This is a genomic window from Mycobacterium sp. (genome assembly GCF_052145595.1).
Taxonomy (GTDB): Bacteria; Actinomycetota; Actinomycetes; order Mycobacteriales; family Mycobacteriaceae; genus Mycobacterium.
This window is the reverse complement of the sequence record NZ_JBKQOI010000315.1, coordinates 16932-38169: the sequence shown is the minus strand read 5'-3', so window position 1 is coordinate 38169 and position 21238 is coordinate 16932. Positions and strand designations below refer to the sequence as shown.

The following is a 21238-nucleotide window of genomic DNA, read 5'->3' as shown; positions in this document are numbered from 1 at the left end:
GCTAAAGCCGGCTGATCCGCTGCACCGGCAGCCGGGCCCCCCGTCGCGGTTCGTAAGCCAGTCCGCTGGCTTCGAGCAGCCGAACCACCCGGTGGCGGTGCGGTCGCATCGGTTCGAGCAGCTCGAGCATCACCGCGTCATCGACCGGGTGGCCCAGCAGCGTCCAACCGATCATCTTTGGGATGTGGTAGTCGCCCACCGATACGGCATCGGCGTCGCCGAACGCCCGTTGCGCGGTCTCGGCGGCGGTCCACTCCCCCACGCCCGGCAGCGACGTCAACGCTTCGCGCGCCTGCGCCGCCGCCCGCGATACCAGCCGTTCCAGCGAGGTCGCCCGCCGCGCACAACTCACCACGGTCTGAGCCCGCCTCGGGTCGACGTTGGCGCGATGAAACTCCCACGACGGGATGTTCCGCCACGCCTCGGCCGACGGCGGCACCCGCATCCCGGCCGGCGCCGGTCTGGGCGCCGGCGTCCCGTACTTGGACACCAGCACACGCCACGACCAAAAAGCGTCGGCGCCGGGCACGCGCTGCTCGATGACCGCCGGGATCAGGGCTTCCAGCACCAGTCCGGTGCGGCCCAGCCGCAGGTGCGGAACCCGTCGGTGCGCGGCGGCGACCGTCGGGTCCCGCGGCACGAAGTCCGAGGCGTCGTCGTCGACGCCCAGCAACGCGGGCAGCATCTCGACGAACTCCGGCGCACCGCTGCCCCACGCCACGCAATGGGCGGCGTCGGGAGCCGCGCGGCTGATGAGGGCCGCGACGGGTCCGGAAGGCAGCAGGCTGGTGCGCCAGATGGTGCCGTCCCCGGGAACCTGAAAGCACGGGTCCCGGGGCCCTCGGCGCAGTGGCGCCAAGGTGTTCCCGAAGGCTCCCGCCCCGGGGAACGTGACCGTGCGCGCGCTCTTCACCCGATAACTTTCCATTTCCAGGGCCACCGAACCGGTTCAACGGACCGCGCCGATTGACCGCGAACTACCTGCCAAGACAATATTGCGGTGTGATGACGCCGTTCGATGCCCCGCAGGCCGAACTGGCCTGGATGTTCCTGCAGAGCATGACCGCAGACGGTGACCTGGACGAGGGCTTCACGCTGCTCAGCGACGACTTCACCTACTGGAGCCTGTTCACCGGTGTTTCCTTCGACAAAGCGACGCTGCGTCAAGCGCTCGAGCGACGCAGACCGGTCCTGTACCTCACCATCGATCTGCGGCGCTCCATCATCGAAGGGGACACGGTGGTCGTGGAGGCGAACGCCACCGGTGCCACCATCGAGGGTGTCCCGTATGACAGCCCGTTCGTCTGCATCTTCGAGACGCGCGACGGGCTCATCGTCTCGATGCGCGAATACAGTGACACCCGGGCGCAGGCGGCCGTGCTTCCCGCGGACGCCCTATTGGGGTGAGACGCTGATCTCGGCTTTGTTCGGGTAGAAGGCGACGTGCCCGGCGATCGCAGCCACGGCCGGATAGGGCTGCTCATAGGTCCAGATCACGTCGTCGACGATATCGCCGGCCGAGGTCGTCACGCTGTAGTAGCTGGCGTCACCCTTGAAGGGGCAGTGCGTACCGGTGTCCGTGCGGGTCAGCCGGTCCTGAACCACATCGCCCAGCGGAATGTATTGCACCGCAGGCAAAGTGGCCTCGCGCAATTCCAACGCCGCGGTTGTGTCCGCGACGAGCTCGCCGTTGACGCGAACCTGTACCCGTCCCCTCGTCGGCTCGATGGTGATCGGGTGCCCGGCGCTGGGTTCTTTGATTTCCGGGTGGCTCATGGTCGGTACCTCCTAGAGACGCAGATGCCGAGTGCAACGCAAGCCGGCGCTCAACGCTTCCCGATCAGGCCGGACCGAATGCGTAGCGGTGGTACTGGGACATCCCGGCCAGGGCCGGAACCACCGACATGACCCGGCCCGTCACTTGGTAGACGGGTGACAGCCGCTGGAGGGTGTCCGATTCGAGCCACCGCAGCCAGGACAGCAGCCGGGTACCGGGCACGGCCTCGAGGATCTCACCGGGCCCGTCGATGCCCCAGCGCAACGTCGATCCGGTTCGGCGCACCACCGTGTTGATCCACTGCGACCTGATGGCGAACCGGTTGAACGCGTCGAACTGCAACTCGCCGGACCGGAAGCGATCGACGATCCGTCGCAGTAGCGCAATGCCGTCCTTTTCGCTCAGGTACATGGTCAGGCCCTCGGCGATCATCAGCGTGGGCCGGTCGTCGGGTGTCTCCGCCAGCCAGGCCGGATCGGTCACCGACGCGGCCACCACATGGTAGTGGTCCGCGGCGGGGTACAGGCGGGTGCGCAGCTCGGCGACCTCGGGGTAGTCGACGTCATACCACTCGACCTGCGGACTCGGTTGGAGCCTCAAATACCGGCTGTCCAGGCCGCAACCTACGTCCAGGACGACGGCGCTGGAATGCGCGGCAAGAAATTGGCGAACCCAGATGTCGAAGTGCGCCGTTCGGATCGTCACCGACTGCGAATTGCGCGCCGCGATCGCCGTCTTCGTCCAGTCGTAGTCGATCCGCTCGTCGATCTCCTTGGCGTAGCGATCGCCCAGAATCGGATCCGGGAAGTCGGCGTCCAGGGCCTTGGCGTACAACGTCGCCAGCATGGTTTGCGGCGGTCCGTGGAGGTCGACCCGGATGCGTTCCACGTAGCCGAGCCTATTCGGCCTGGGCGGGGGTGCTGTTCTTCCTGACGGTGCGCATCGCGGCCCAGAACCGAGCGGCCTCGCGGATGGATTCCTCGACCGGGCGTGGCTGCCAACCCAATTCGCGGACGGCCTTGCTGTGGTCAACGCGGGCTTCGGCGCGCATCATGCGCACCGATGCCAGGCTGAGTTCGGCGTCCTTGCCGGTGAGCCGGGCCCTCAGGCTGCCCAGCGCGCCGAGCGCGAACAGCATCGGTACCGAAATCGAGCGTCGCGGCGCCGGTACGCCTGCCTCGTCGGCCGCGATCCGCACGACCTCCTTCAGCGCGATCATCCGTTCGGAGATGAGGTACCGCTCGCCGACGCGGCCCCGCTCGGCGGCGAGGATCATGGCCCGGGCGGCATCGTCGACGCCGACGACCTCCAGCTGGATGCCGTCCATGATGAAGGGCAGCTTGCCGAAGACCGCGCCGGCGATGAAGGCACCGTGCGGGGTGCGGCCCCAGTCGCCGCTGCCGTAAGTCGTTGAGACGCACATCGCGATGGCGGGCAATCCGGCCTCGGCCACGTAGCGCATCACCAAATCCTCGGCCTGAACCCGGGATTGGACATAGGTGCTCAGCCCGCGGGAGCCGACGATGACGTCGTCTTCGGTCGCCACGTGCCCGTGTCGCCGGCCCACCGTCGCGTAGGTGCTGGTGAAGATGAACCTGTGCAGGTCGGGCTCTTTGACGGCGACGTCGAGAACGTTGCGCAGGCCCTCGACGTTGGTGCGGAACAGCGGCGACGGGTCGCGCAGCCATGCGCGGGTGTCGACGACGCAGTAGTAGACGTCATCGACACCGTCCATCGCCTCACGCAAGGTGGCGGTATCGAAGACGTCGCCGTGGAACCGGGTGAGCTCGAGGTCATCGATGGCGCGGGTATTGGCGGTCGGCCGCACCATCGCCCGCACTTCTTCGCCGTCGGCGACCAGCTGACGGGTCACATGCGAACCCAAAAAGCCGTTGGCGCCGATAACCAGTTTCGGTTTGGTGCTCACTTACGATCCTCCGTATTGCTGCATCCATCGCGCGGCGTCTTCGTCGAGCGTGCCCAGGGCCTGGGCCTTTCGGCACCATTTCATCCCGGCCCGCAGGAAGCGCAGGGGGTTGTAAATGTCTTCCTGACGGCACCATTGACCGTTGCCGGCGTAGGTGACGATGGAGATGTTCGTCGCGCTGATGACGGTCCCGTCACCGGGGTCGGTCATCGGGTTGTCCAGTTCGCAGATGATCCGCCCGGTGGACTCGTCGATGACCGACCACAACGACGGGAACGCGACCATGTGGCTGCCCGGGAAGGTTGACATCGTTCGCTGAATCCACTCGCGCACCTGATCGCGGCCCCGCATGGTTCCCGCCGCGTGCTCGATGTACTCGACGTCCGGCGTGTACTGGGCGACCCACGCCTCCCAATCTCGTGTTTCGGCCGCCCGGGCGACCGTCTCCTCGAACTTCGCGAAGGCGGTTGACAGTTCGTCACGGGAGAACGTGGGGCGGGAAAGGGGGCCGGAAAAGGGGGTATTCACACGGGCTTCTTCGCGCCGTTACACGTCATCGGCGGAGTGTAGCCTGGGCATCGTTGTGTCCGTTAGGAGGACAAGCTATGACCACCACGCAGAAAGCGATACTCGCCGGCGGCTGTTTCTGGGGCATGCAGGACCTGATCCGCAAACTGCCCGGCGTGGTGTCGACCCGCGTCGGTTACACCGGCGGCGACGTGCCGCACGCGACCTACCGCAATCACGGCACGCATGCCGAGGCCATCGAAATCGTCTATGACCCGTCGCTCACCGAATACCGCACGCTGCTCGAGTTCTTCTTCCAGATCCACGACCCCACAACGAAGAACCGGCAGGGCAACGACCTCGGGGCCAGCTATCGGTCGGCCATCTTCTACCTCGACGACGAGCAGAAGCGAATCGCGCTGGACACGATTGCGGACGTCGACGCGTCCGGCCTGTGGCCGGGCAAGGTGGTGACGGAGGTCAGCCCCGCCGGTGAGTTCTGGGAGGCCGAGCCCGAGCATCAGGACTACCTGGAGCATTACCCCAACGGCTACACCTGTCACTACGTGCGCCCCGGCTGGAAGTTGCCCCGCCGGGCCACCGCCAACCAATAACGGGCCGCGCCCGTCAGCGCCGGCGCACCACCACGCGACCGCCGTCCTTCGGGGTGAACGCGACACCCCGGCAGTGCGCTCGCTCTCCCGGCGCCGTCGTGGTCTCGATGGTGAAGTGGCGCAACACCGTTCGAAGCACCACGTCCATCTCCATGTTGGCGAACGCAGCCCCCACACACCGGCGGGTGCCGCCGCCGAACGGGATCCACGCGAAAGCCGGCGGTTTGGCTCCTACGTACCGTTGCGGATCGAAGCGCTCCGGGTCGGGGAAAACGTCGGCATTGCGGTGTATCTGCGAGATGCAAACGAGGATCGAATCCCCTTGCGGAATCACCCATTCGCCGAGTTGGAAGACCGGTGGATAGACGTGGCGAGCGGCGAAATCGATGACCGTCCTGGCGCGCTGCACCTCCAGGATCGTCGCCTGGCGCAGCTCGTTGCCGCCATCCTCACCGGCGCTGTCGGCCTCCTCGACCAACGCCGCAAGCACATCGGGGTGCCGGCTCAGCCGCTCGAACGCCCACCCCAGCGTGGCGGCGGTCGTTTCGTGCCCGGCGGCCAGCAGCGTGAGTAGCTCATCACCAATGTCCTTGCGCGACATGGCCGAACCATCGTCGTAAGTGCTGCGCAGCATCAGCGCGAGCACGTCGGTGCGATCGGCGAAGTTCGGATCCGCCAGCTCCGCGTCGATCAGCGTGTCGACGACGACGTCGTACTGGCGCCGCCACTCGTCGAGCCGTCCGAACGGGCTGAAGCGGCCATAGTCCCGTTTGGGTTTCGGCAACGCCGCCAAACGCGAGCCCAGGGTGACCCACGGCGGGATGATCCGGCGCAGCTCGTCGAGTTCGGCGCCTTGGGCCCCGAAGACGGCACGGAGGATGGCGTTGAGGGTGATCCGCATCATCGACGACAAGGTCGCGAAAGGCTTGCCCTCAGGCCAGCCGGCGATCTCGCGGAGGGTCTCTTCTTCGATGATGCCCTCGTAGTTCTTCATGCTCTTGCCGTGGAACGGCGGCGCCAACAGCCGTCGCCGCCGGCGGTGATCTTCGCCCTCGAGCGCGAACACCGAGCCGGAGCCCAGCAGCCGGCTCAGGTTGGGCTGGATGTTGCCGAGCTCCTCGGGGCTGGTGGTGAACACCTGCCTGGCCAGTTGCGGATCGGTGACCACGGCGACGCGGCCAAAGACCGGGAGGTTCAGCGTGAAGGCGTTCCCGTGCCGGCGCACCATGCGTTGCATCAGCGAGCGTCGAGCCGTCGCGAAGGCGAGACCCTGGACCAGCTTGGGGACGCGCGCCTCCGGAGGCATCCGCACCGCAGGGGGCGCCGGTGGGGCGGTGACTACTTCGCTCATGGCGGTAATGCTCCCATTATCTGCCCCGGGTCGGGGGTGGTACGACCGTGTACCGCAGACCTTTGGGGGTACGGTACTCTGTAGTACCAAACCTGACAAGGGTGTCGTATTAACCAAAGGGGGTGCCGGCCTTGACATCAGCGCTGACGCCAACCGCTGGCGACGCGGTGCTCGGCGACCCACTGGCCGAACCGGAGCCGTTTCGGCTCAGGCTGCTCGGCGGCCTCGCCACCTCGATCGGCGAGCGCGGCTACCGCGCCAGCACGGTCGCCGACATCGTGCGGCACGCGCGCACGTCCAAGCGCACGTTCTACGACCAGTTCGCCAGCAAGGAAGAGTGCTTCCTGGAGCTGCTACGCACCGACATCGAGAAGCTCGGCGAGAGCATCGCCGCAGCGGTCGATCCCGAAGCCGATTGGCAGCGGCAGATTCGTCAGGCGGTCGAGGCCTACGTCGGATACATCGAGTCGCGGCGGGCCATCACGCTGAGCTGGATTCGTGAACTCCCGTCGCACGGCGCCGTCGCTCTTCCCGTCCAGCGCCGCGGGTTGCAGTTGTTGTCCAACTTGCTGATCGACCTCAGCGCCAGCCCGGGGTTTCGGCGTGCCGGGCTGCCGCCGCTCACCGCACCGCTGGCCGTGATCTTGGTGGGTGGTCTGCGTGAACTGACCGCGTTGGCCGTCGAAGACGGCAGGGCCGTCCGAGACGTCGTCGAGCCGGCGGTGGACGCATCCGTAGCCCTGCTGGGCCCTCGACACTAGGCTCATCGCAGACCCTAGACACGGAGGAGTGCGATGCGGCTATCGACTCGGAACCAGCTCAAAGGAACGATCACCGAGGTCGATCTCGGCGCCGTGATGGCAATCGTGAAAGTGAAGCTCGACGGCGGCGATCAGATCGTCACGTCGTCGGTCACCAAGGACGCCGCGTCGGACCTCGGCCTCAAAGTCGGACAGCCCGCGACGGTGTTCATCAAGTCCACGGAAGTCACCATCGGCGTCGAGTGAGCGCGCCTGCCGCGACACTTGCACTACGCACACGACACGCCGAAAATCACCGTGCACCAGCATCACCGCCGGGCCGTCGGCGGGTCCCGCGTCGGCGACGTGGATGGTGACGCCGACGCCGAGATCCACATACCTGTGTTCCACACCGTCCAGGGCGGGCATAGTGACCATGTTTGAAAAGGTAGTGGAGCCTGCCTAATTCAGGAACCTCTCGACATAGGGCGCGAAGCGCGCCCGCAGATCGTCCGCCTTCAGCCCGAACATCTCGTACGACGTTTCGACATTCCCCAGTCGGCCGCGCTGATGGCCCGCCAGGTAGCCGGTGATCGCCGCGCGCACTTGGTCGGTGAACGGTTCACCGGCCAGCGCGTATACCTTCTCGGCAACCCCGGGTTCGTCGGCCATGAAGCCGTCGAAGCGGATGTCGATCGAACGGTCCGGACCGACGGTGTCACGGTCGCGGACGAGTGCGTTGAGCATCCGCTCGAGCCGGTCGATCCAGTAATCCGCGATCCGTTTCACCGGCACCGGCGAGCGGTGCATCCGGGCGGAGTAGGTGATCATCGCGATCATCGACAGCGCCACCGGCACCGGGTCGCGATGTGTGAACACGACGATACTGCCCGGGAAAACCCGATCCAAAACCGGCACCTGCTCGAGATGCTGGGGTGACTTGAGCAGCCAGCGCCGCGCGCCGCGCAGAAACTGCATCGCCTTGAGCTGCCCGGCGAGATATTCGTAGTGGGGCGTCTGGTCGTGGGCCTGGTAGTAGTCGCGCCAGCGGGGCACGTCGGCGAGGGTCTCGAACAGCATCGTCGAAAAGTCGTTGGCGAGCAGCTGGATTTCCTCGTGGACGTGATCGGTGGTCATCTCGTGCATCAGTGGGAAATAGGGCATCACGGTGTTGATCAACCCGACCGCGACCTCCATCCGCATCCGACGTGGATCCGGTTCGACCCCGGCCTCCTGCGGCAACGGAAACGGCTCGACGCTTTCCCAGTACGGCATGCTGCGGAAGGTCGGCGGCGCCGCCAGCAGGTTGTGCAGGTGGGTGGTGCCGGTGCGGGGCAGGCCGGCGATCACCACCGGTGGTGGCAGTTCGATGTCGTCGATCTCGGGATGCCGGCTTAGCAGGTCGGTGAACAGGAGCCGGTTCTTGAGCAATTGCAGTAGTTGCCCATAGAAGTTGACCACTCCGGCCGGGTGCAGCCCGTCGATTTCACGCAGCGCGGCGAGGTAGACGTCGAGTCGCTCGCGGTAGTCCTGCGCGCCGAAATCATGCAGGCCCGTGTCGGCACTGGCGTGCGCGTGCAGCGCGTCGGCATCCAACGGACAGCTGGGCGCCATCGTGGCCATCATGTCGAGGAGCTGCTGCGCCTCCGCGCTGAACCGCGGCTCGGCCAGGTCGTCAAGGCGAACGAGAGTCACGGCGACTTATGTTACTCTGAGTTACGTAATGGTAGTTGATTTTGGCCGGCCCCGTGACCCACGTATCGACGCCGCGGTGCTTAGCGCGACGGTGGAACTCCTCGCCGAAACCGGTTATCCCGGGCTCCTGGTCTCCGCCATCGCCGAGCGGGCCGGCACCAGCAAGCCCGCGATCTACCGGCGCTGGCCGAGCAAAGCGCACCTCGTGCACGAGGCGGTGTTCCCGATCGGTGCCGCGACGGCCATTCCCGATACCGGGTCGCTGCCCGAGGACCTCCGCGAAATGGTGCGCCGCACAATGGCTTTCCTGACGACACCGGCCGCCCGCGCGGCGCTGCCAGGGCTGGTCGGCGAGATGGCGGCTGATCCGACCCTGCATTCGGCGCTCTTGGAGCGGTTCGCCGACATCATCGGCGGTGGGCTCGCTGAGTTGCTGCAAAGAGCCGCGGCGCGGGGCGACGTCCGGGCCGACGTGACCGCCGCCGAACTAACGGAAGCCCTGGCCGGCATCACGCTGCTCGGCCTACTCACCCGCGTCGCCGAACTCGACGATGCGTGGGTCGACCGCACCACCACGTTGCTCCTGAAAGGAATCAGCGCATGACCGAGCACGAGTCGACGGCCGCCTGGCGAGAGCTGCTCGCGACCATCGGGGAACTCGACCGCTGTTTCCTCGAGGGCGACCGTGCGGTCACCGACGACCGGCACATCGCCGACGGCTACCGCATGCTCGCCGCCACGCTGGGCGTGGCGTTCGACGCCTATCTGTTCCCCGAGCCCGGCCGGCCGCAGTTCGTCGCGGTGAACGCGCCGTTCCGGCGCGACCGCCGGTGGGGCGGCGACAACACCGACGCCTATTACTTCATGTGCCCGGTCGATCCGAAGCGGCGCTACCGCATCAGCGGCAACAGGGGCGACAGCGTGTACTTCTCGGTGACCGCCTACAACGAACCATCGCCCGGCGCGTGGTCGGACCGCGTCGTCGCGATCGTCCGGGACACCGACCTCGACGTCGATGCCGACGGCAACTTCTGCTTCGAATTCCCTGCGACGCCCGACGCCGCCGTGCTGATGACCCGTGACTACCAGGCCGACCCGCTGACCGGCCGCCCGATCGTCTGGCGCATCGAGGCGCTCGACGAGCCGGACCCGATACGACACGGCGACACCGAGACCGCCGCAAGTCTGCGGGCGACCGCCACCTGGTTGCGCACCATGTTCGCCATCGTGCCGCTGGCCGTCGGGAAACGGATCGACGATAAGCACGCGCTCGGGCACGAGACCGCACACGCCGCAAATCAATTCGCGGATCCCTACCAGGTCCCCGACGCCAACTTCGGCTGGTCGGCGCGCGATGCGTGCTATTCCTACGGCAGTTTCGTGCTCGACGACGACGAGGCGCTGGTGATCACGCATACGCCTCCGTCGTGCAGGTTCTGGAACCTGGTGGTGTGGAACCAATTCATGGCCACCTACGGTGCCTCTGAGGGTCCCGATGCCCGTTGCTCCATCAACGGCCACAGCGCCGTGCCCAACGGCGACGGCTCCGTGACGATCGTCTTGTCCCGCGGGATGACGGCCCACCCGAATTCGCTGACGACGCTGGACTATCCGCGCGGCAACCTCGCCTTCCGGTGGTTCCTCCCCGACGGCGTGCCGCCGCGGCCCGAGGTGAAACTGGTGAAGATCTCGGACGCGCCGACGGACGTGTACTAGCACCGCGAGTCGGGCCGCCGAGTGTGGGCCCTATGCACGGAAACCGTCGTGAATTCGTGCATAAGCCCCACACTCGGGCCGCTCAGACCGGTCAGCCAACCTCGCGCACCAGCTCGATGGCCCGGCCCAGGGTGGCGAGCTTGGCGTCCAGCGTGTCGCCGGCGGGATACAGCCGCACGGTGTTCACCCCAGCGTCGCGCCAGACCGCAAGCCGTGAGCGGACCATCTCCTCGGTCCCGACGAGCGTGGTGGCCAGCACCATGTCGTCGGTCACCAGCCCGGCCGCGCCCTCGCGGTCACCCCGCTGCCAGCGCCCCCGCACCTCGGCGGCAACATTGGCCCAACCCTGCCGGCTGTAGGCCCGGTTGTAGAAGTTGGTGCTCGACGATCCCATGCCACCGAGGCTGAAGGCGAGCTCCTTTTTGCGTCCGGCAACCATGCTGCGCAACTCGTCTTCGTCGGAGGCGAACGCGACTTCGGCGCCCTGACAGACGTCGATATCGGCGCGGGTGCGACCAGCCTCCGCCAGCCCGTCGTCGAGGTGGGCGAAGTAGGCGCCGCCGGCACCTTCCGGAACAAAGCTGGTACCCAGCCAGCCGTCGGCGACCCGTCCGGTCAACCGCAGCATCGCCGGGGACAGCGTGGCCAGGTAGATCGGGATGGTGTGCTCGGGCCGGGTCGACAACCGCATCGGTACCGCCTCACCGCCGGGGCGAGGGATCTGAAATTCTTTGCCGGAGTAGGAGATTTTTCCTCCCGCGAACACCTGCCGCACGATGTCGACGGTTTCGGAGATGCGTGCCAGCGGTCGGCTGAACGAGACACCGTGCAGGCCCTCGATCACCTGTGGACCCGACGCGCCCAGCCCGAGCAGGAACCGCCCGTTCGACAGATTGGATAGCGTGATCGCCGTCTGGGCGACCAGGACGGGCGAGCGGGTTCCGACCTGCAGCACGCCGGAGCCGAGCAGCATCCGCTCGGTCCGCGCCGCTAGGTAACCCAGCGCCGACGGCGCGTCCGAACCCCATGCCTCGGCGACCCAACAGACGTCGAGACCCAGCTTTTCCGCCTCGACGACGAGGGTGACGACGTCATCGGCGGCGCCGGACAACTCGACCGTCGTCGCGGTCCGCATCAACGCACCCCATGTTCAGCCAGCCTCTTGATGGCCGCCAGGGTCTTGCCGATCGCGGCCTCGAACTCCCGCAGCCGCACGAACACGATCTTTTGTTCCTTGTCGGGCATCGCCTCGATCGCCACCGACAACCCCGACCGTCCCGGTCCCATCTGCATCCAGTAGTTCAGGGAGGTTCCGCCGTCTCGTGGCGTCAGCCGGAATCGCCAGGTCGCCGCGGGGTTATCGGGTTCGCCTACCGCCCAGGCGAATTCGCGCGGCTCGTCGTAGGCGACTATCTGCGAGCTGGTGCTCCATTGGCCGAACGCCTGGTGTTCGTTGTGACCGACGAAGCGAGCGCCGATCCGGGGCCCATCGGCGCCCTCGGCCCACTCCACCGATTGCAGCTCGTTGCTGAGGGTCGGCATCAGCTTGATGTCCGAGACCAGACTCCAGACCCGCTCGGGATCGGCGTCGATCCACGTCGAGGCCTCCACCGTTGGGGTATCCGCATAGCGTGCGCCGGTCCATTCCACGCACCCCATTGTCCCCCGCCGGTCCCGTCGCGTCTGCCCCGGCTTAGTAGGGATTCGAGGTCATACATCGAGACTGCGTCCAGTGCTATCCGACCTCGAGGAGACGCACGCCGCGCGCAGGCTCGGCGCCGTCAGCGCAGGCTCATGCGGCGGCCGGCACTCGATCGGCCGACTTATCGGCCCATGGTTTCCGCAGCAGCGAGTCCGGGAAGGTCAGCCTGGCGATCTTGCGGACGACGGTGCCGAACTGTCGCAGCAGCGGGCCGCGGTTGTAGGGGATGCCGTAGCGCTCGCAGATCTCTTGCACTTCGGGCGCGATCTCGGCATACCGGCGGGCCGGCATGTCCGGAAACAGGTGGTGTTCGATCTGGTGCGACAGGTTGCCGGACAACAGGTGAAAGACCTTGCCACCGGTGAGATTCGCCGACCCGAGGACTTGGCGGAAGTACCACTGCCCGCGGGACTCGTCCTTGGTTTCCTCGACGGTGAATTCCAGGGTGCCGTCGGGGAAGTGACCGCAGAAGATGATCATGTACGACCACACGTTGCGCATCAGGTTGGCCGAGAGGTTGCCCGCGACGACGAATGGGGCGAGCGGCCCGGCCAGCAACGGGAAGGCGACGTAGTCCTTGAGGGTCTGCCGGCGCGTCTTCTTCCAGATCGCCCGGAGTACCTCAAGCTTGTCGGCCACCCTGATCTCCCCAGAGCGAATGCGCTCGGTTTCCAGCTCGTGCAGCGCGACGCCGTACTGAAACAACACCATCAGCAAAAACGCGTAGAGCGGGTTGCCGATGAAGTACGGCTCCCAGGGCTGGTCTTCGCTCATCCGCAGGATCCCGTAGCCGATGTCGCGGTCCATGCCCACGATGTTGGTGTGGGTGTGGTGCAGGTAGTTGTGTGAATGCCGCCATTGATCGGCCGGGCAAGCCGTGTCCCACTCGAACGTGCGACCGGAGATTGCCGGATCGCGCATCCAGTCGTACTGGCCGTGCATGACGTTGTGGCCGATCTCCATATTGTCCAGGATTTTCGACAGGCCCAGCATCGCGGTGCCCAACAGCCAGGCCGGCGGCAGGTAGAGCAGTCCGCGGCCGCCGACTTCCAGCGCGCGCTGGGCTTTGATGACGCGGCGGATGTAGTCGGCGTCTTCCTCGCCGAGGTCCGCCATTACCCGTTCTTTGATGGCGTCGAGTTCGCGGCCGAATGCGTCGGCCTGCTCGGGTGTGAGGGTGATCTTGTTCTGTGACATAGCTTTTCCTCCAAAGTTTGGTGGCTAGAGGGACAGATCAACGTCACCGACCGGGACGGACACACAGATCTGCACGTCCTCGTCGGGCGTTGTCGAGACGGCGCCGGTGACCAGGTTGCGCACCGTGCCGGCGGTCTTGCGGCGGGTGCAGGTGTGGCAGATGCCCATCCGGCATCCGTTTGCCGGCGTCAGGCCAGCCGATTCGGCCTGTTCCAACAGCGGGCGTCCGTCGTCAACGACGTCGACACCGCTGTCGGCGAACGTTATTCGCCCGCCCAATGGGTTGGCCGACGGCTCGAACACCGGCGGCACGAAGCTTTCGGTGTACACGTTGTCGCAGTGCGACCGGACCGCCTCGACCAAAGCGGTTGGCCCGCAGACGAAGACCACATCGGGTGCGGGCATGGCGGCCGCCAGGTGCTCGGGCCCGAACCGGCCGACGAGGTCGCCGGCGTCGGATCGGGTGTAGCCGTGCAGCACGCGGACGCCGCGCTGATCCTTGTGGGCGGCAAGTTCCACGCGATAGCACGCCTCGGCGGCGGTTCGCGCGTAATGCACAAAAGCGATTTCGCCCTGATGGCCCTCGGCGAGCAGCGTGCGCAGCATCGCCATGACAGGCGTGATGCCGCTTCCGCCGGAGACAAACAAGATCCGCCGCGGCCGCGCAACCGGCAGCACGAAGTCGCCGCCGACACCGGCCAGCCCGACCACCATGCCGCGACGGGCACGCTCGTACAAGTAGTTCGACACGAGCCCGCCGTCGTGGTGACCGATCGTCAGCTCGAGGTCGGCGCTGCCTTCGGCGTTGGCCGGCGAGTAGCAGCGGGTGTGCCGACGACCGTCGATGTCGATCGTGAGGTTGACGTACTGGCCGGCCCGGAGGACGTGGGCGGACGTGAAGGTCTCGTTGGGAGCCAGCGTCAGGGTCACGCTGCGCGGTGTGGTCCTGCGCACGTCGACGACCTTGGCGCGGGCCTCGCCCAGCGTCCAGGTCGGCGCCACCAGTTCGGTGTAACGGTCCACGCCGTGGGGACCTGTGAGCAGGTCTAGCAGGTCCGACCCCAGGACTCGCTTGCGCAGGGTTTGCGCAAGATTCTGGGTAGCATTCTGAGTGAACATATGTACACTGTGCTACCGCGATCCGCAGGTAGTCAAGGGTTTAACGCAGGTTTGTGGTACGGTTCACATAGTGAACAGCCGTGCTCCTAGCTCACGGCCGCACCGGTCTGGCCGCGAGCGCTCACACGAAAGTCCGTCGCGTGAGCAGCGCAAGGAGGCAACCCGCCGCGCCATCATCGCCGCGGCGCTCAAGCTCGCGCACGACCGCAGCTTCAGCAGCCTGAGCCTGCGCGAGGTGACCCGGGAGGTCGGGATCGTACCCGCGGCGTTCTACCGCCACTTCGAGTCGATGGAGGCCCTCGGGCTGGTGCTCATCGACGAATCGTTCCGCAGCTTGCGCGACACGCTGCGCGAGGCACGCGCCGGCAAGCTAGACCCGAACCGGGTGATTGAGTCGTCCGTCGAGATCCTGATCGGCAGTGTCGCCGAACGACGGGAGCACTGGCGTTTCATCGGCCGGGAGCGCAACAGCGGGCTGAGTGTGCTGCGCTACGCGATCCGCACCGAGATCCGGTTGATCACTTCCGAGCTGGCCACCGACCTGGCGCGCTTCCCGGGGCTCAACGCGTGGACCACCGAGGACCTCAATGTCCTCGCGACGCTGTTCGTGAACGCGATGATCGTCATCGCGGAAGCGATCGAGGACGCGCAGAGTGCCGAGGCACTGGAAGATATCCGGCGGATCGCCGTCAAGCAATTGCGGATGATCGCCGTCGGCATAGCCGGCTGGCGAAGCAGTCCGTGACGCTCGCCGAGGGGTTCGCCTTCTCGCTCTTGGCGCGCCTCAGATGGCGAGCGGGTAACCGCCGCTGACCTTGAGGGTTTCCCCGGTGATGAACGACGCGTCTGCTGAACAGAGATAGAGCATGGCCGCCGCCACGTCGTCGGTGGTGCAGATCCGGCGCACCAACTGCAATTCCTGAACGAAGTCGTCGACCATCGAAGGCGGCAGGTCGGCCAACGCGCTCTCGGTGTTGGTCAGGCCCGGGGCAATTCCGTTGACCCGAATCAGGTCAGCGGACAACTCGGCCGCGAAGGCGATGGTCAACCCGCGCACCGCGAGTTTGGACACCCCGTACGGAGTGCCGCTCAGAAAGCCTGCCGCCGAGGAGATGTTCAGCACCACGCCGCCACCGCGTGTGCGCATCGAATCACGGCACGCCAGAGTGCAATTGACGACGCCCATGACGTTCACGTCGAACAAACCGCGCACGTCGGCACGGGCAAGCGCGCCGAAGGGCTGGTTGTACTTCATCAGATGGCGGCCGGCGTTGTTGATGAGGATATCGATCCCGCCGAACTTCTCTATCGTTGCGGCGACGGCGGCGTCTACCTGATGCTCGTCGGCGACATCGCAACCCACCGCGATCGCCTGAGCACCGTGTGACGTCAGCTCGGCGGCGGTCCGGTCGGCACCCCCGGTATCGATGTCAGCGATCGCGACGGCGGCCCCCTCGCGGATCAGTGCTCGGGCGAATGCCCGCCCAAGCCCGACCGCACCGCCGGTGATGAAGACCGTCTTACCGTCAAATCGCATACTCCTACGGTATCGCTCGCCGCAGCCGTTACCGCGGCTTCCGCCACATTGTCCACATCGTTGGGCCATCGTCGGGCAGCACGACCTCACGAATTACCGTGAAACCGAAACGCTCGTAATACGGCACATTTTCGAGCTTCGAGGATTCGAGATAGGCCGGACAGTATTCGGCGTCGCAGCGGTCCAGCCGTGACCGCATCAATGCTTGTCCGAAGCCTTTGCCACGTACAGACGGATCACTTCCAATGACGGCCAGATACCAGTGCGGTTCTTCGGGGTGCGCGCGCTTCATGTGTTCCTGTACCGCACGTCCTTTCATCGAACGGTGGCCGAACACCCGGATGAACGTCGGCGTCATCGCGAGCTGTCCTCGGCGCGTTTCCTGCCACTGATTCGGCGGATCCCACAGTGCCGCCGCGCCGATACCCGGTCCATCGCAGGCCACCTCGACGCCGCCGCGGGCAAGATGGTGGTGACGGGTCATGGTCGCAAACAACCGGTATAGATGCGCGGGCCGCGCCTTCTCATCGGGCAGCAGCCAGATCATCACCGGGTCGTCAAAAAACGCCCGGGCCAGCATGCGCGAGAGTTCGCGGACATCGTCTTTGCGCGCCGGGCGCGCCTGCGGGGTCACCTACGTCAGGCTAGTGCGTGATGCCGCGGCAACCGTCGGTCCCGCCACGAGGGAACCCCAGGAGGCGGACTGGTACGAATAGTCCCGGACAGTCATGATGAAGCCCAGGACAACGGCGATGGTAGCCAGGACATCGATGACGATCAAAAGCGTCTCGCGGCGAGCGTTTGGGCGGATGGCCCTCGGCGCGGGCATGCTCGGCGCCGCCGGACAATCCGCAGGTTGCGGAAAACCCGGAGCCGACCAGGGCAGGCCCGCCAGTCCCCCGCCACCCGCGGGTAAAGGTGTGGGGGTCGTGCTCTCGCACGAGCAGTTCCGCACCGATCAGCTGGTGGCGCAAGCCCAGGCGGCCGAGCAAGGTGGCTTTCAGTACGTGTGGGCCAGCGACCACATTCAGCCGTGGCAGGACAACGAGGGCCATTCGATGTTTCCTTGGCTAACCCTGGCGCTGGTGGGCAACAGCACCAACCGCATCTCGTTTGGCACCGGAGTGACATGTCCTACATACCGGTATCACCCCGCCACCGTGGCACAGGCATTCGCCTCTCTGGCGATCCTGAGCCCGGGACGGGTGTTTTTGGGACTGGGCACTGGCGAGCGACTCAACGAACAGGCCACCACCAACGCGTTCGGCAACTACACCGAGCGCCACGACCGTCTGGTCGAGGCGATCGAACTGATCCGCCAGCTGTGGAGCGGTTCACGAATCTCTTTTTCCGGCCGCTATTTTCAGACGAACTCCTTGAAGCTCTACGACACCCCGACCACGCCGCCGCCGATCTTCGTGGCCGCCAGCGGCCCCAAGAGCGCGAAACTGACCGGTCAATACGGCGACGGCTGGATCACCCAGGCCCGCGATGTCACGAACCCGAAATTGTTGGCAGCGCTCAGTGCGGGCGCACAAGCCGCCGGGCGCGATCCCGCCACCCTGGCCAAGCGCGCGGAAATGTTCGCGGTCGTCGGCGACATCAACGAGGCGGCCCGCGCCGCCACCTTGTGGCGCTTTACTGCCGGGGCCGTAGACCAGCCGAATCCCGTCGAGATCCAGCGCGCCGCCGAGTCGAATCCCAACGACAAGGTGCTCGCCAATTGGACGGTCGGCGCCGACCCCACCCCCCACATCAATGCCGTGCAAAAGGTTCTCGATGCCGGCGCAATTCCGTTTCTGCACTTCCCCCAGGACAACCCCGTCACCGCCATCGACTTCTACCGCACCAACGTCTTACCCAAGCTGCACTGAAGTTGCCGCACATTGCCGTTTGTCAGGCCGTTTGTCAGGCCTTTTGTCAGGCCGATTCAGAAGACCAACGGTCCGCCGCCATACTTGAACCCATGCCGCAGGCTCCTCCGGGCCCGTTATCTGCTGCGCGCCAAAGACCTCGCCGACGCCCGTTACGCCGAGCCGATCACGGTCGATGATTTGGCCGCTGCCGCCGGGCTCTCGCGCGGCCACTTCAGCCGCATGTTCACTCGGACATTCGGTGAATCACCGCGCTCCTATCTGCAGACGCGCCGGTTGGAACGAGCTGCCGCGCTGCTGCGTTTCACCGACCGTTCTGTCGCCGACATCGCCGTCATGGTGGGTCTCCGGAGCGTCGGTTCGTTCACCACCACCTTCGGCCGCATGTATGGGTTGCCGCCCGCCGCCTACAGGGCCAGCCTCCCATCGGCGTCGGTGCACGCTCGGGTGCCGAGCTGCATCCTGCGGCGGGATACCCGGCGGCCCTCCGACAGCCGCGTCAAGACAGCACACAGGAAGAAGACGGACGACGTAGACAGCCCGTAGCGTCGTGCCCATGTTGAAGATCGCCAGCGCCCATTTGTGGGTGCATGACCAGGACGTGGCACTGAAATACTGGACCGAAAAGGTGGGCATGGAGGTGCGACAAGATGTTTCGTTGCCGGAGCTCCAATTCCGGTGGCTCACGGTCGGCCCACCGGGACAGGATGACGTGTCTATCGTCTTAATGGCGATACCAGGTCCGCCGGTGATGGACGACGCGACCCGTAATCAGGTGAGCGAAGTAATGGCGAAGGGTTTCGCCGGCACGGTGTTCCTCACCACCGATGACTGCCAGGCCACCTACGACAAGATGAAGTCCCGAGGCGTCGAGTTCACCGAGGAGCCGCACGAGATGCCATACGGCATCGACTGCGGTTTCCGCGACCCATCCGGTAACAGTGTTCGGCTGACCCAGTTGGCCGACATCGGCGGCTGACCGCGACAACCCACGGCGCGCGGCCGCATCTAGGATGGCTCCAGCTCGCTATATCTAAGATGCCGGTGCGACGGCGCGCCGGGGAACGGTGGCCGACGGTGTGGGACTTCGAAACGGACCCGGAATACCAGGCGAAACTGGACTGGGTCGAAAAATTCATGGTCGACGAACTCGAACCGCTCGATCTGGTCGCTCTTGACCCGTACGACAAAAAAAACGCCGAGATGATGGCCATCCTGCGGCCGTTGCAGCAGCAGGTGAAGGACCAAGGACTGTGGGCCGCGCATCTGCGGCCCGAACTCGGCGGCCAGGGCTTCGGTCAGGTCAAGCTCGCGCTACTCAACGAGATCCTCGGTCGCTCCCGCTGGGCACCCTCGGTGTTCGGCTGCCAGGCGCCGGACTCGGGCAACGCCGAGATTCTTGCGCTGTTCGGCACCGACGAGCAGAAGGCCCGCTATCTGCAGCCGCTGCTCGACGGCGAGATCACCTCCTGCTATTCGATGACCGAACCGCAGGGTGGTTCGGACCCCGGGATGTTCGTCACCGCCGCGACCCGTGACGGTGACGACTGGGTCATCAACGGGGAGAAGTGGTTTTCCAGCAACGCCAAGCACGCCTCGTTCTTCATCGTGATGACCGTGACCAAGCCCGACGCCCGCACGTACGACAAGATGTCGCTGTTCATCGTTCCCGCCGAGACACCGGGCATCGAGATCGTCCGCAACGTTGGGGTGGGAGGCGAGTCGAGCAAGCACGGCTCGCACGGCTACGTCCGCTACAACGATGTCCGGGTGCCGGCCGACCATGTGCTGGGCGGCGAGGGCCAAGCGTTCATGATCGCGCAGACCCGTCTCGGCGGTGGCCGGATCCATCACGCTATGCGCACGATCGCGTTGGCACGCAGTGCCTTTGACATGATGTGTGAGCGCGCGGTGTCGCGGAAGACCAGACATGGGCGACTGGCCGATTTCCAGATGACCCAGGAGAAGATCGCCGACAGCTGGATTCAGATCGAGCAGTTCCGGTTGCTGGTGCTACGCACCGCGTGGTTGATCGACAAGCACCACGATTACCAGAAGGTGCGCCGCGACATCGCGGCGGTGAAGGTCGCCATGCCGCAGGTGCTGCACGATGTCGCGCAGCGGGCCATGCACCTGCACGGCGCGCTCGGCGTCTCCGACGAGATGCCGTTCGTCAGGATGATGGTGGCCGCCGAGTCACTGGGCATCGCCGACGGTGCCACCGAGCTGCACAAGATGACGGTAGCCCGCCGCACCCTGCGTGAATACCAGCCTGTGACAACACCTTTCCCGTCTGCACACATACCGACCCGGCGCGCCGAGGCCCAGGCCCGACTCGCCGAACGACTGGAACACTCGATCGCCGAATTCTAACTGGCCGAACGTCGACTTGTTGGGCTCAAATCCTAGGTTTTGGCCCCAACTAGTCGACGCTCGGCGCGCTGTATCAGCAGACGTAGCGAACGATGCTTTCGGCCACACATGCGGGTTTGGGCGAGCCGTCGATCTCAACAGTGGTCGACACCGTCGCCTGCGTGGCGCCGCCGCCGACGTCCTCGACCCCGAGCAGCGAACTAGTCGCCCGCACCTTGGAGCCAACCGGAACCGGCGCGGGGAAGCGAACCTTGTTCAGGCCGTAATTGATTGCCAGCTTGACGCCGTTGACGGTGTACATCTGATGCTGCAGCCGCGGCAGCAGCGCCAGGGTCATGTACCCGTGGGCGATGGTCGTGCCGAACGGACCCGCCGCGGCCCGCTCCGGGTCGACGTGGATCCATTGGTGGTCGCCGGTCGCGTCGGCAAACAGGTTGACATCTTCCTGGGTGATGATCACCCAGTCGCTTTGCCCGATGGTCTCGCCCGTGGCTGCGGCGAGGTCGGCGACTGACTCGAAGGTGCGCATGGGTCTCTCCTCTGGTCGTGGGTAAGCATAGAACCCGTGAGGCTGCTACTAATTGCCGATACCCATGTCCCGAAACGCGCGCGCGACCTGCCCACGCGGGTATGGGACGAGGTCGGGAAGGCAGATGTCGTCATCCACGCCGGCGACTGGGTGGCGCCCGAGTTGCTCGACACGCTGGAATCCCGGTCCGCTCGGCTGGTCGCATGCTGGGGAAACAACGACGGACCCATCCTGCGGGCGCGGCTGCCGGAGCGAGCGGACGTGACGCTGGCGGGCGTGCGTTTCACCGTTGTGCACGAGACCGGTGCCGCGAGCGGCCGCGAGGCCCGGATGTCGCGACTCTACCCGGACAGCCAGGTGCTGGTGTTCGGACATAGCCACATCCCATGGGATACGACGACGAAGACCGGGTTGCGCCTGCTCAATCCGGGCTCGCCGACCGACCGCCGCCGGCAGCCGTTCTGCAGCTACATCACCGCGGTCGTCGACGACGGGTCGTTGACGGATGTGACCCTCCACCGGCTCGACAAGTAGCTGAGGGACAGGTCAGACATAGCTTGCACACATATATAGCTCGTAA

25 protein-coding genes and 2 pseudogenes are annotated in these 21238 nt (G+C 65.9%); 12 read left to right on the top strand and 15 right to left on the bottom strand.

Annotated features, from left to right (window positions below):
• Position 1 precedes the first annotated feature (1 nt).
• On the bottom strand, positions 2 to 928 hold the full coding sequence (locus ACLP4W_RS26645) for a DNA-3-methyladenine glycosylase family protein (protein ID WP_442390395.1): 927 nt from the start codon (positions 926 to 928) through the stop codon (positions 2 to 4).
• Between the two features lie 74 nt (positions 929 to 1002).
• Here ACLP4W_RS26645 and ACLP4W_RS26640 point away from each other — a divergent pair, with 74 nt between their 5' ends.
• Positions 1003 to 1407 (top strand): nuclear transport factor 2 family protein, encoded by a 405-nt coding sequence (locus ACLP4W_RS26640; protein WP_442390371.1) that lies wholly within the window; start codon positions 1003 to 1005, stop codon positions 1405 to 1407.
• Here ACLP4W_RS26640 and ACLP4W_RS26635 read toward each other — a convergent pair.
• The 4 genes from ACLP4W_RS26635 to ACLP4W_RS26620 form a co-directional block, all read right to left on the bottom strand.
• Positions 1396 to 1776, bottom strand: coding sequence for a DUF427 domain-containing protein (locus tag ACLP4W_RS26635; protein ID WP_442390370.1), 381 nt, complete (start codon positions 1774 to 1776; stop codon positions 1396 to 1398). The genes ACLP4W_RS26640 and ACLP4W_RS26635 overlap by 12 nt on opposite strands.
• Before the next feature lie 64 nt (positions 1777 to 1840).
• A complete protein-coding gene (locus ACLP4W_RS26630) occupies positions 1841 to 2656 on the bottom strand; it encodes a class I SAM-dependent methyltransferase (RefSeq protein ID WP_442390394.1) in 816 nt (271 codons plus the stop codon).
• 19 nt (positions 2657 to 2675) lie between these two features.
• Positions 2676 to 3704 (bottom strand): NAD-dependent epimerase/dehydratase family protein, encoded by a 1029-nt coding sequence (locus ACLP4W_RS26625; RefSeq protein WP_442390369.1) that lies wholly within the window; start codon positions 3702 to 3704, stop codon positions 2676 to 2678.
• Positions 3705 to 4232: a nuclear transport factor 2 family protein gene (locus tag ACLP4W_RS26620; protein ID WP_442390368.1), complete on the bottom strand. Its 528-nt coding sequence runs from the start codon at positions 4230 to 4232 to the stop codon at positions 3705 to 3707.
• Between the two features lie 77 nt (positions 4233 to 4309).
• Here ACLP4W_RS26620 and msrA point away from each other — a divergent pair, with 77 nt between their 5' ends.
• The gene (msrA, locus tag ACLP4W_RS26615; RefSeq protein ID WP_442390367.1) at positions 4310 to 4825 is read left to right on the top strand and encodes a peptide-methionine (S)-S-oxide reductase MsrA; all 516 of its coding nucleotides are present in this window, start codon (positions 4310 to 4312) and stop codon (positions 4823 to 4825) included.
• 13 nt (positions 4826 to 4838) lie between these two features.
• On the opposite strand, the gene ACLP4W_RS26610 is transcribed toward msrA, so the two are convergent.
• Positions 4839 to 6176 (bottom strand): cytochrome P450, encoded by a 1338-nt coding sequence (locus tag ACLP4W_RS26610; protein WP_442390366.1) that lies wholly within the window; start codon positions 6174 to 6176, stop codon positions 4839 to 4841.
• 167 nt (positions 6177 to 6343) lie between these two features.
• On the opposite strand from ACLP4W_RS26610, the gene ACLP4W_RS26605 reads away from it, so the two are divergent.
• On the top strand, positions 6344 to 6937 hold the full coding sequence (locus ACLP4W_RS26605) for a TetR/AcrR family transcriptional regulator (RefSeq protein ID WP_442390393.1): 594 nt from the start codon (positions 6344 to 6346) through the stop codon (positions 6935 to 6937).
• A 33-nt stretch (positions 6938 to 6970) separates the two neighbouring features.
• Positions 6971 to 7183: a TOBE domain-containing protein gene (locus ACLP4W_RS26600; RefSeq protein WP_442390365.1), complete on the top strand. Its 213-nt coding sequence runs from the start codon at positions 6971 to 6973 to the stop codon at positions 7181 to 7183.
• A 48-nt stretch (positions 7184 to 7231) separates the two neighbouring features.
• Here ACLP4W_RS26600 and ACLP4W_RS26595 read toward each other — a convergent pair.
• Both ACLP4W_RS26595 and ACLP4W_RS26590 read right to left on the bottom strand, forming a co-directional pair.
• Positions 7232 to 7354, bottom strand: a pseudogene (locus tag ACLP4W_RS26595) (alpha/beta fold hydrolase); the annotation flags it as partial.
• Between the two features lie 24 nt (positions 7355 to 7378).
• Positions 7379 to 8542: a sulfotransferase family protein gene (locus ACLP4W_RS26590; RefSeq protein WP_442390392.1), complete on the bottom strand. Its 1164-nt coding sequence runs from the start codon at positions 8540 to 8542 to the stop codon at positions 7379 to 7381.
• Positions 8543 to 8639: 97 nt separating this feature from the next.
• Between ACLP4W_RS26590 and ACLP4W_RS26585 the strand changes: the two genes are divergently transcribed.
• A complete protein-coding gene (locus ACLP4W_RS26585; RefSeq protein ID WP_442390364.1) occupies positions 8640 to 9215 on the top strand; it encodes a TetR/AcrR family transcriptional regulator in 576 nt (191 codons plus the stop codon).
• Positions 9212 to 10327: a DUF1214 domain-containing protein gene (locus tag ACLP4W_RS26580; protein WP_442390363.1), complete on the top strand. Its 1116-nt coding sequence runs from the start codon at positions 9212 to 9214 to the stop codon at positions 10325 to 10327. The genes ACLP4W_RS26585 and ACLP4W_RS26580 overlap by 4 nt, the downstream gene beginning before the upstream one ends.
• A gap of 91 nt (positions 10328 to 10418) precedes the next feature.
• On the opposite strand, the gene ACLP4W_RS26575 is transcribed toward ACLP4W_RS26580, so the two are convergent.
• From ACLP4W_RS26575 to ACLP4W_RS26560, 4 genes are all read right to left on the bottom strand, one after another.
• Positions 10419 to 11462, bottom strand: coding sequence for an LLM class flavin-dependent oxidoreductase (locus ACLP4W_RS26575; RefSeq protein ID WP_442390362.1), 1044 nt, complete (start codon positions 11460 to 11462; stop codon positions 10419 to 10421).
• Positions 11462 to 11986: an SRPBCC family protein gene (locus ACLP4W_RS26570; protein ID WP_442390361.1), complete on the bottom strand. Its 525-nt coding sequence runs from the start codon at positions 11984 to 11986 to the stop codon at positions 11462 to 11464. Before ACLP4W_RS26570 ends, ACLP4W_RS26575 begins: the two co-directional genes overlap by 1 nt.
• A 133-nt stretch (positions 11987 to 12119) precedes the next feature.
• On the bottom strand, positions 12120 to 13226 hold the full coding sequence (locus ACLP4W_RS26565; RefSeq protein WP_442390360.1) for a fatty acid desaturase family protein: 1107 nt from the start codon (positions 13224 to 13226) through the stop codon (positions 12120 to 12122).
• 24 nt (positions 13227 to 13250) lie between these two features.
• Complete coding sequence (locus ACLP4W_RS26560; RefSeq protein WP_442390359.1) at positions 13251 to 14345, bottom strand: ferredoxin reductase; 1095 nt, start codon at positions 14343 to 14345, stop codon at positions 13251 to 13253.
• Between the two features lie 70 nt (positions 14346 to 14415).
• Here ACLP4W_RS26560 and ACLP4W_RS26555 point away from each other — a divergent pair, with 70 nt between their 5' ends.
• Positions 14416 to 15090, top strand: coding sequence for a TetR family transcriptional regulator (locus ACLP4W_RS26555; protein WP_442390358.1), 675 nt, complete (start codon positions 14416 to 14418; stop codon positions 15088 to 15090).
• Between the two features lie 39 nt (positions 15091 to 15129).
• Here ACLP4W_RS26555 and ACLP4W_RS26550 read toward each other — a convergent pair whose 3' ends face one another.
• Both ACLP4W_RS26550 and ACLP4W_RS26545 read right to left on the bottom strand, forming a co-directional pair.
• Positions 15130 to 15882: an SDR family NAD(P)-dependent oxidoreductase gene (locus ACLP4W_RS26550; protein ID WP_442390357.1), complete on the bottom strand. Its 753-nt coding sequence runs from the start codon at positions 15880 to 15882 to the stop codon at positions 15130 to 15132.
• 28 nt (positions 15883 to 15910) lie between these two features.
• The gene (locus ACLP4W_RS26545) at positions 15911 to 16516 is read right to left on the bottom strand and encodes a GNAT family N-acetyltransferase (protein ID WP_442390356.1); all 606 of its coding nucleotides are present in this window, start codon (positions 16514 to 16516) and stop codon (positions 15911 to 15913) included.
• 142 nt (positions 16517 to 16658) lie between these two features.
• On the opposite strand from ACLP4W_RS26545, the gene ACLP4W_RS26540 reads away from it, so the two are divergent.
• The 4 genes and pseudogenes from ACLP4W_RS26540 to ACLP4W_RS26525 all read left to right on the top strand — a co-directional run bounded on the left by ACLP4W_RS26540 (position 16659) and on the right by ACLP4W_RS26525 (position 20129).
• On the top strand, positions 16659 to 17756 hold the full coding sequence (locus ACLP4W_RS26540) for a F420-dependent hydroxymycolic acid dehydrogenase (RefSeq protein WP_442390391.1): 1098 nt from the start codon (positions 16659 to 16661) through the stop codon (positions 17754 to 17756).
• Positions 17757 to 17848: 92 nt separating this feature from the next.
• Positions 17849 to 18302: pseudogene (locus ACLP4W_RS26535) on the top strand (helix-turn-helix transcriptional regulator).
• 10 nt (positions 18303 to 18312) lie between these two features.
• On the top strand, positions 18313 to 18735 hold the full coding sequence (locus ACLP4W_RS26530) for a VOC family protein (protein WP_442390355.1): 423 nt from the start codon (positions 18313 to 18315) through the stop codon (positions 18733 to 18735).
• 98 nt (positions 18736 to 18833) lie between these two features.
• Positions 18834 to 20129, top strand: coding sequence for an acyl-CoA dehydrogenase family protein (locus ACLP4W_RS26525; protein WP_442390390.1), 1296 nt, complete (start codon positions 18834 to 18836; stop codon positions 20127 to 20129).
• Between the two features lie 73 nt (positions 20130 to 20202).
• On the opposite strand, the gene ACLP4W_RS26520 is transcribed toward ACLP4W_RS26525, so the two are convergent.
• Positions 20203 to 20658, bottom strand: a complete 456-nt coding sequence (locus tag ACLP4W_RS26520; protein WP_442390354.1) for a MaoC family dehydratase — start codon at positions 20656 to 20658, stop codon at positions 20203 to 20205.
• Between the two features lie 36 nt (positions 20659 to 20694).
• Between ACLP4W_RS26520 and ACLP4W_RS26515 the strand changes: the two genes are divergently transcribed.
• Positions 20695 to 21192, top strand: coding sequence for a metallophosphoesterase family protein (locus tag ACLP4W_RS26515; RefSeq protein ID WP_442390353.1), 498 nt, complete (start codon positions 20695 to 20697; stop codon positions 21190 to 21192).
• Positions 21193 to 21238: the final 46 nt, after the last annotated feature.

Bases quoted from the DNA above. Each gene is read 5' to 3' on its own strand.
- ACLP4W_RS26590 (WP_442390392.1), bottom strand. From the start codon at position 8,542: ATGATGGCCACGATGGCGCCCAGCTGTCCGTTGGATGCCGACGCGCTG.
- ACLP4W_RS26645 (WP_442390395.1), bottom strand. From the start codon at position 928: ATGGAAAGTTATCGGGTGAAGAGCGCGCGCACGGTCACGTTCCCCGGG.
- ACLP4W_RS26610 (WP_442390366.1), bottom strand. From the start codon at position 6,176: ATGAGCGAAGTAGTCACCGCCCCACCGGCGCCCCCTGCGGTGCGGATG.
- ACLP4W_RS26565 (WP_442390360.1), bottom strand. From the start codon at position 13,226: ATGTCACAGAACAAGATCACCCTCACACCCGAGCAGGCCGACGCATTC.
- ACLP4W_RS26580 (WP_442390363.1), top strand. From the start codon at position 9,212: ATGACCGAGCACGAGTCGACGGCCGCCTGGCGAGAGCTGCTCGCGACC.
- ACLP4W_RS26560 (WP_442390359.1), bottom strand. From the start codon at position 14,345: ATGTTCACTCAGAATGCTACCCAGAATCTTGCGCAAACCCTGCGCAAG.
- ACLP4W_RS26600 (WP_442390365.1), top strand. From the start codon at position 6,971: ATGCGGCTATCGACTCGGAACCAGCTCAAAGGAACGATCACCGAGGTC.
- ACLP4W_RS26585 (WP_442390364.1), top strand. From the start codon at position 8,640: ATGGTAGTTGATTTTGGCCGGCCCCGTGACCCACGTATCGACGCCGCG.
- ACLP4W_RS26520 (WP_442390354.1), bottom strand. From the start codon at position 20,658: ATGCGCACCTTCGAGTCAGTCGCCGACCTCGCCGCAGCCACGGGCGAG.
- ACLP4W_RS26530 (WP_442390355.1), top strand. From the start codon at position 18,313: ATGTTGAAGATCGCCAGCGCCCATTTGTGGGTGCATGACCAGGACGTG.
- msrA (WP_442390367.1), top strand. From the start codon at position 4,310: ATGACCACCACGCAGAAAGCGATACTCGCCGGCGGCTGTTTCTGGGGC.
- ACLP4W_RS26575 (WP_442390362.1), bottom strand. From the start codon at position 11,462: ATGCGGACCGCGACGACGGTCGAGTTGTCCGGCGCCGCCGATGACGTC.
- ACLP4W_RS26570 (WP_442390361.1), bottom strand. From the start codon at position 11,986: ATGGGGTGCGTGGAATGGACCGGCGCACGCTATGCGGATACCCCAACG.
- ACLP4W_RS26635 (WP_442390370.1), bottom strand. From the start codon at position 1,776: ATGAGCCACCCGGAAATCAAAGAACCCAGCGCCGGGCACCCGATCACC.
- ACLP4W_RS26550 (WP_442390357.1), bottom strand. From the start codon at position 15,882: ATGCGATTTGACGGTAAGACGGTCTTCATCACCGGCGGTGCGGTCGGG.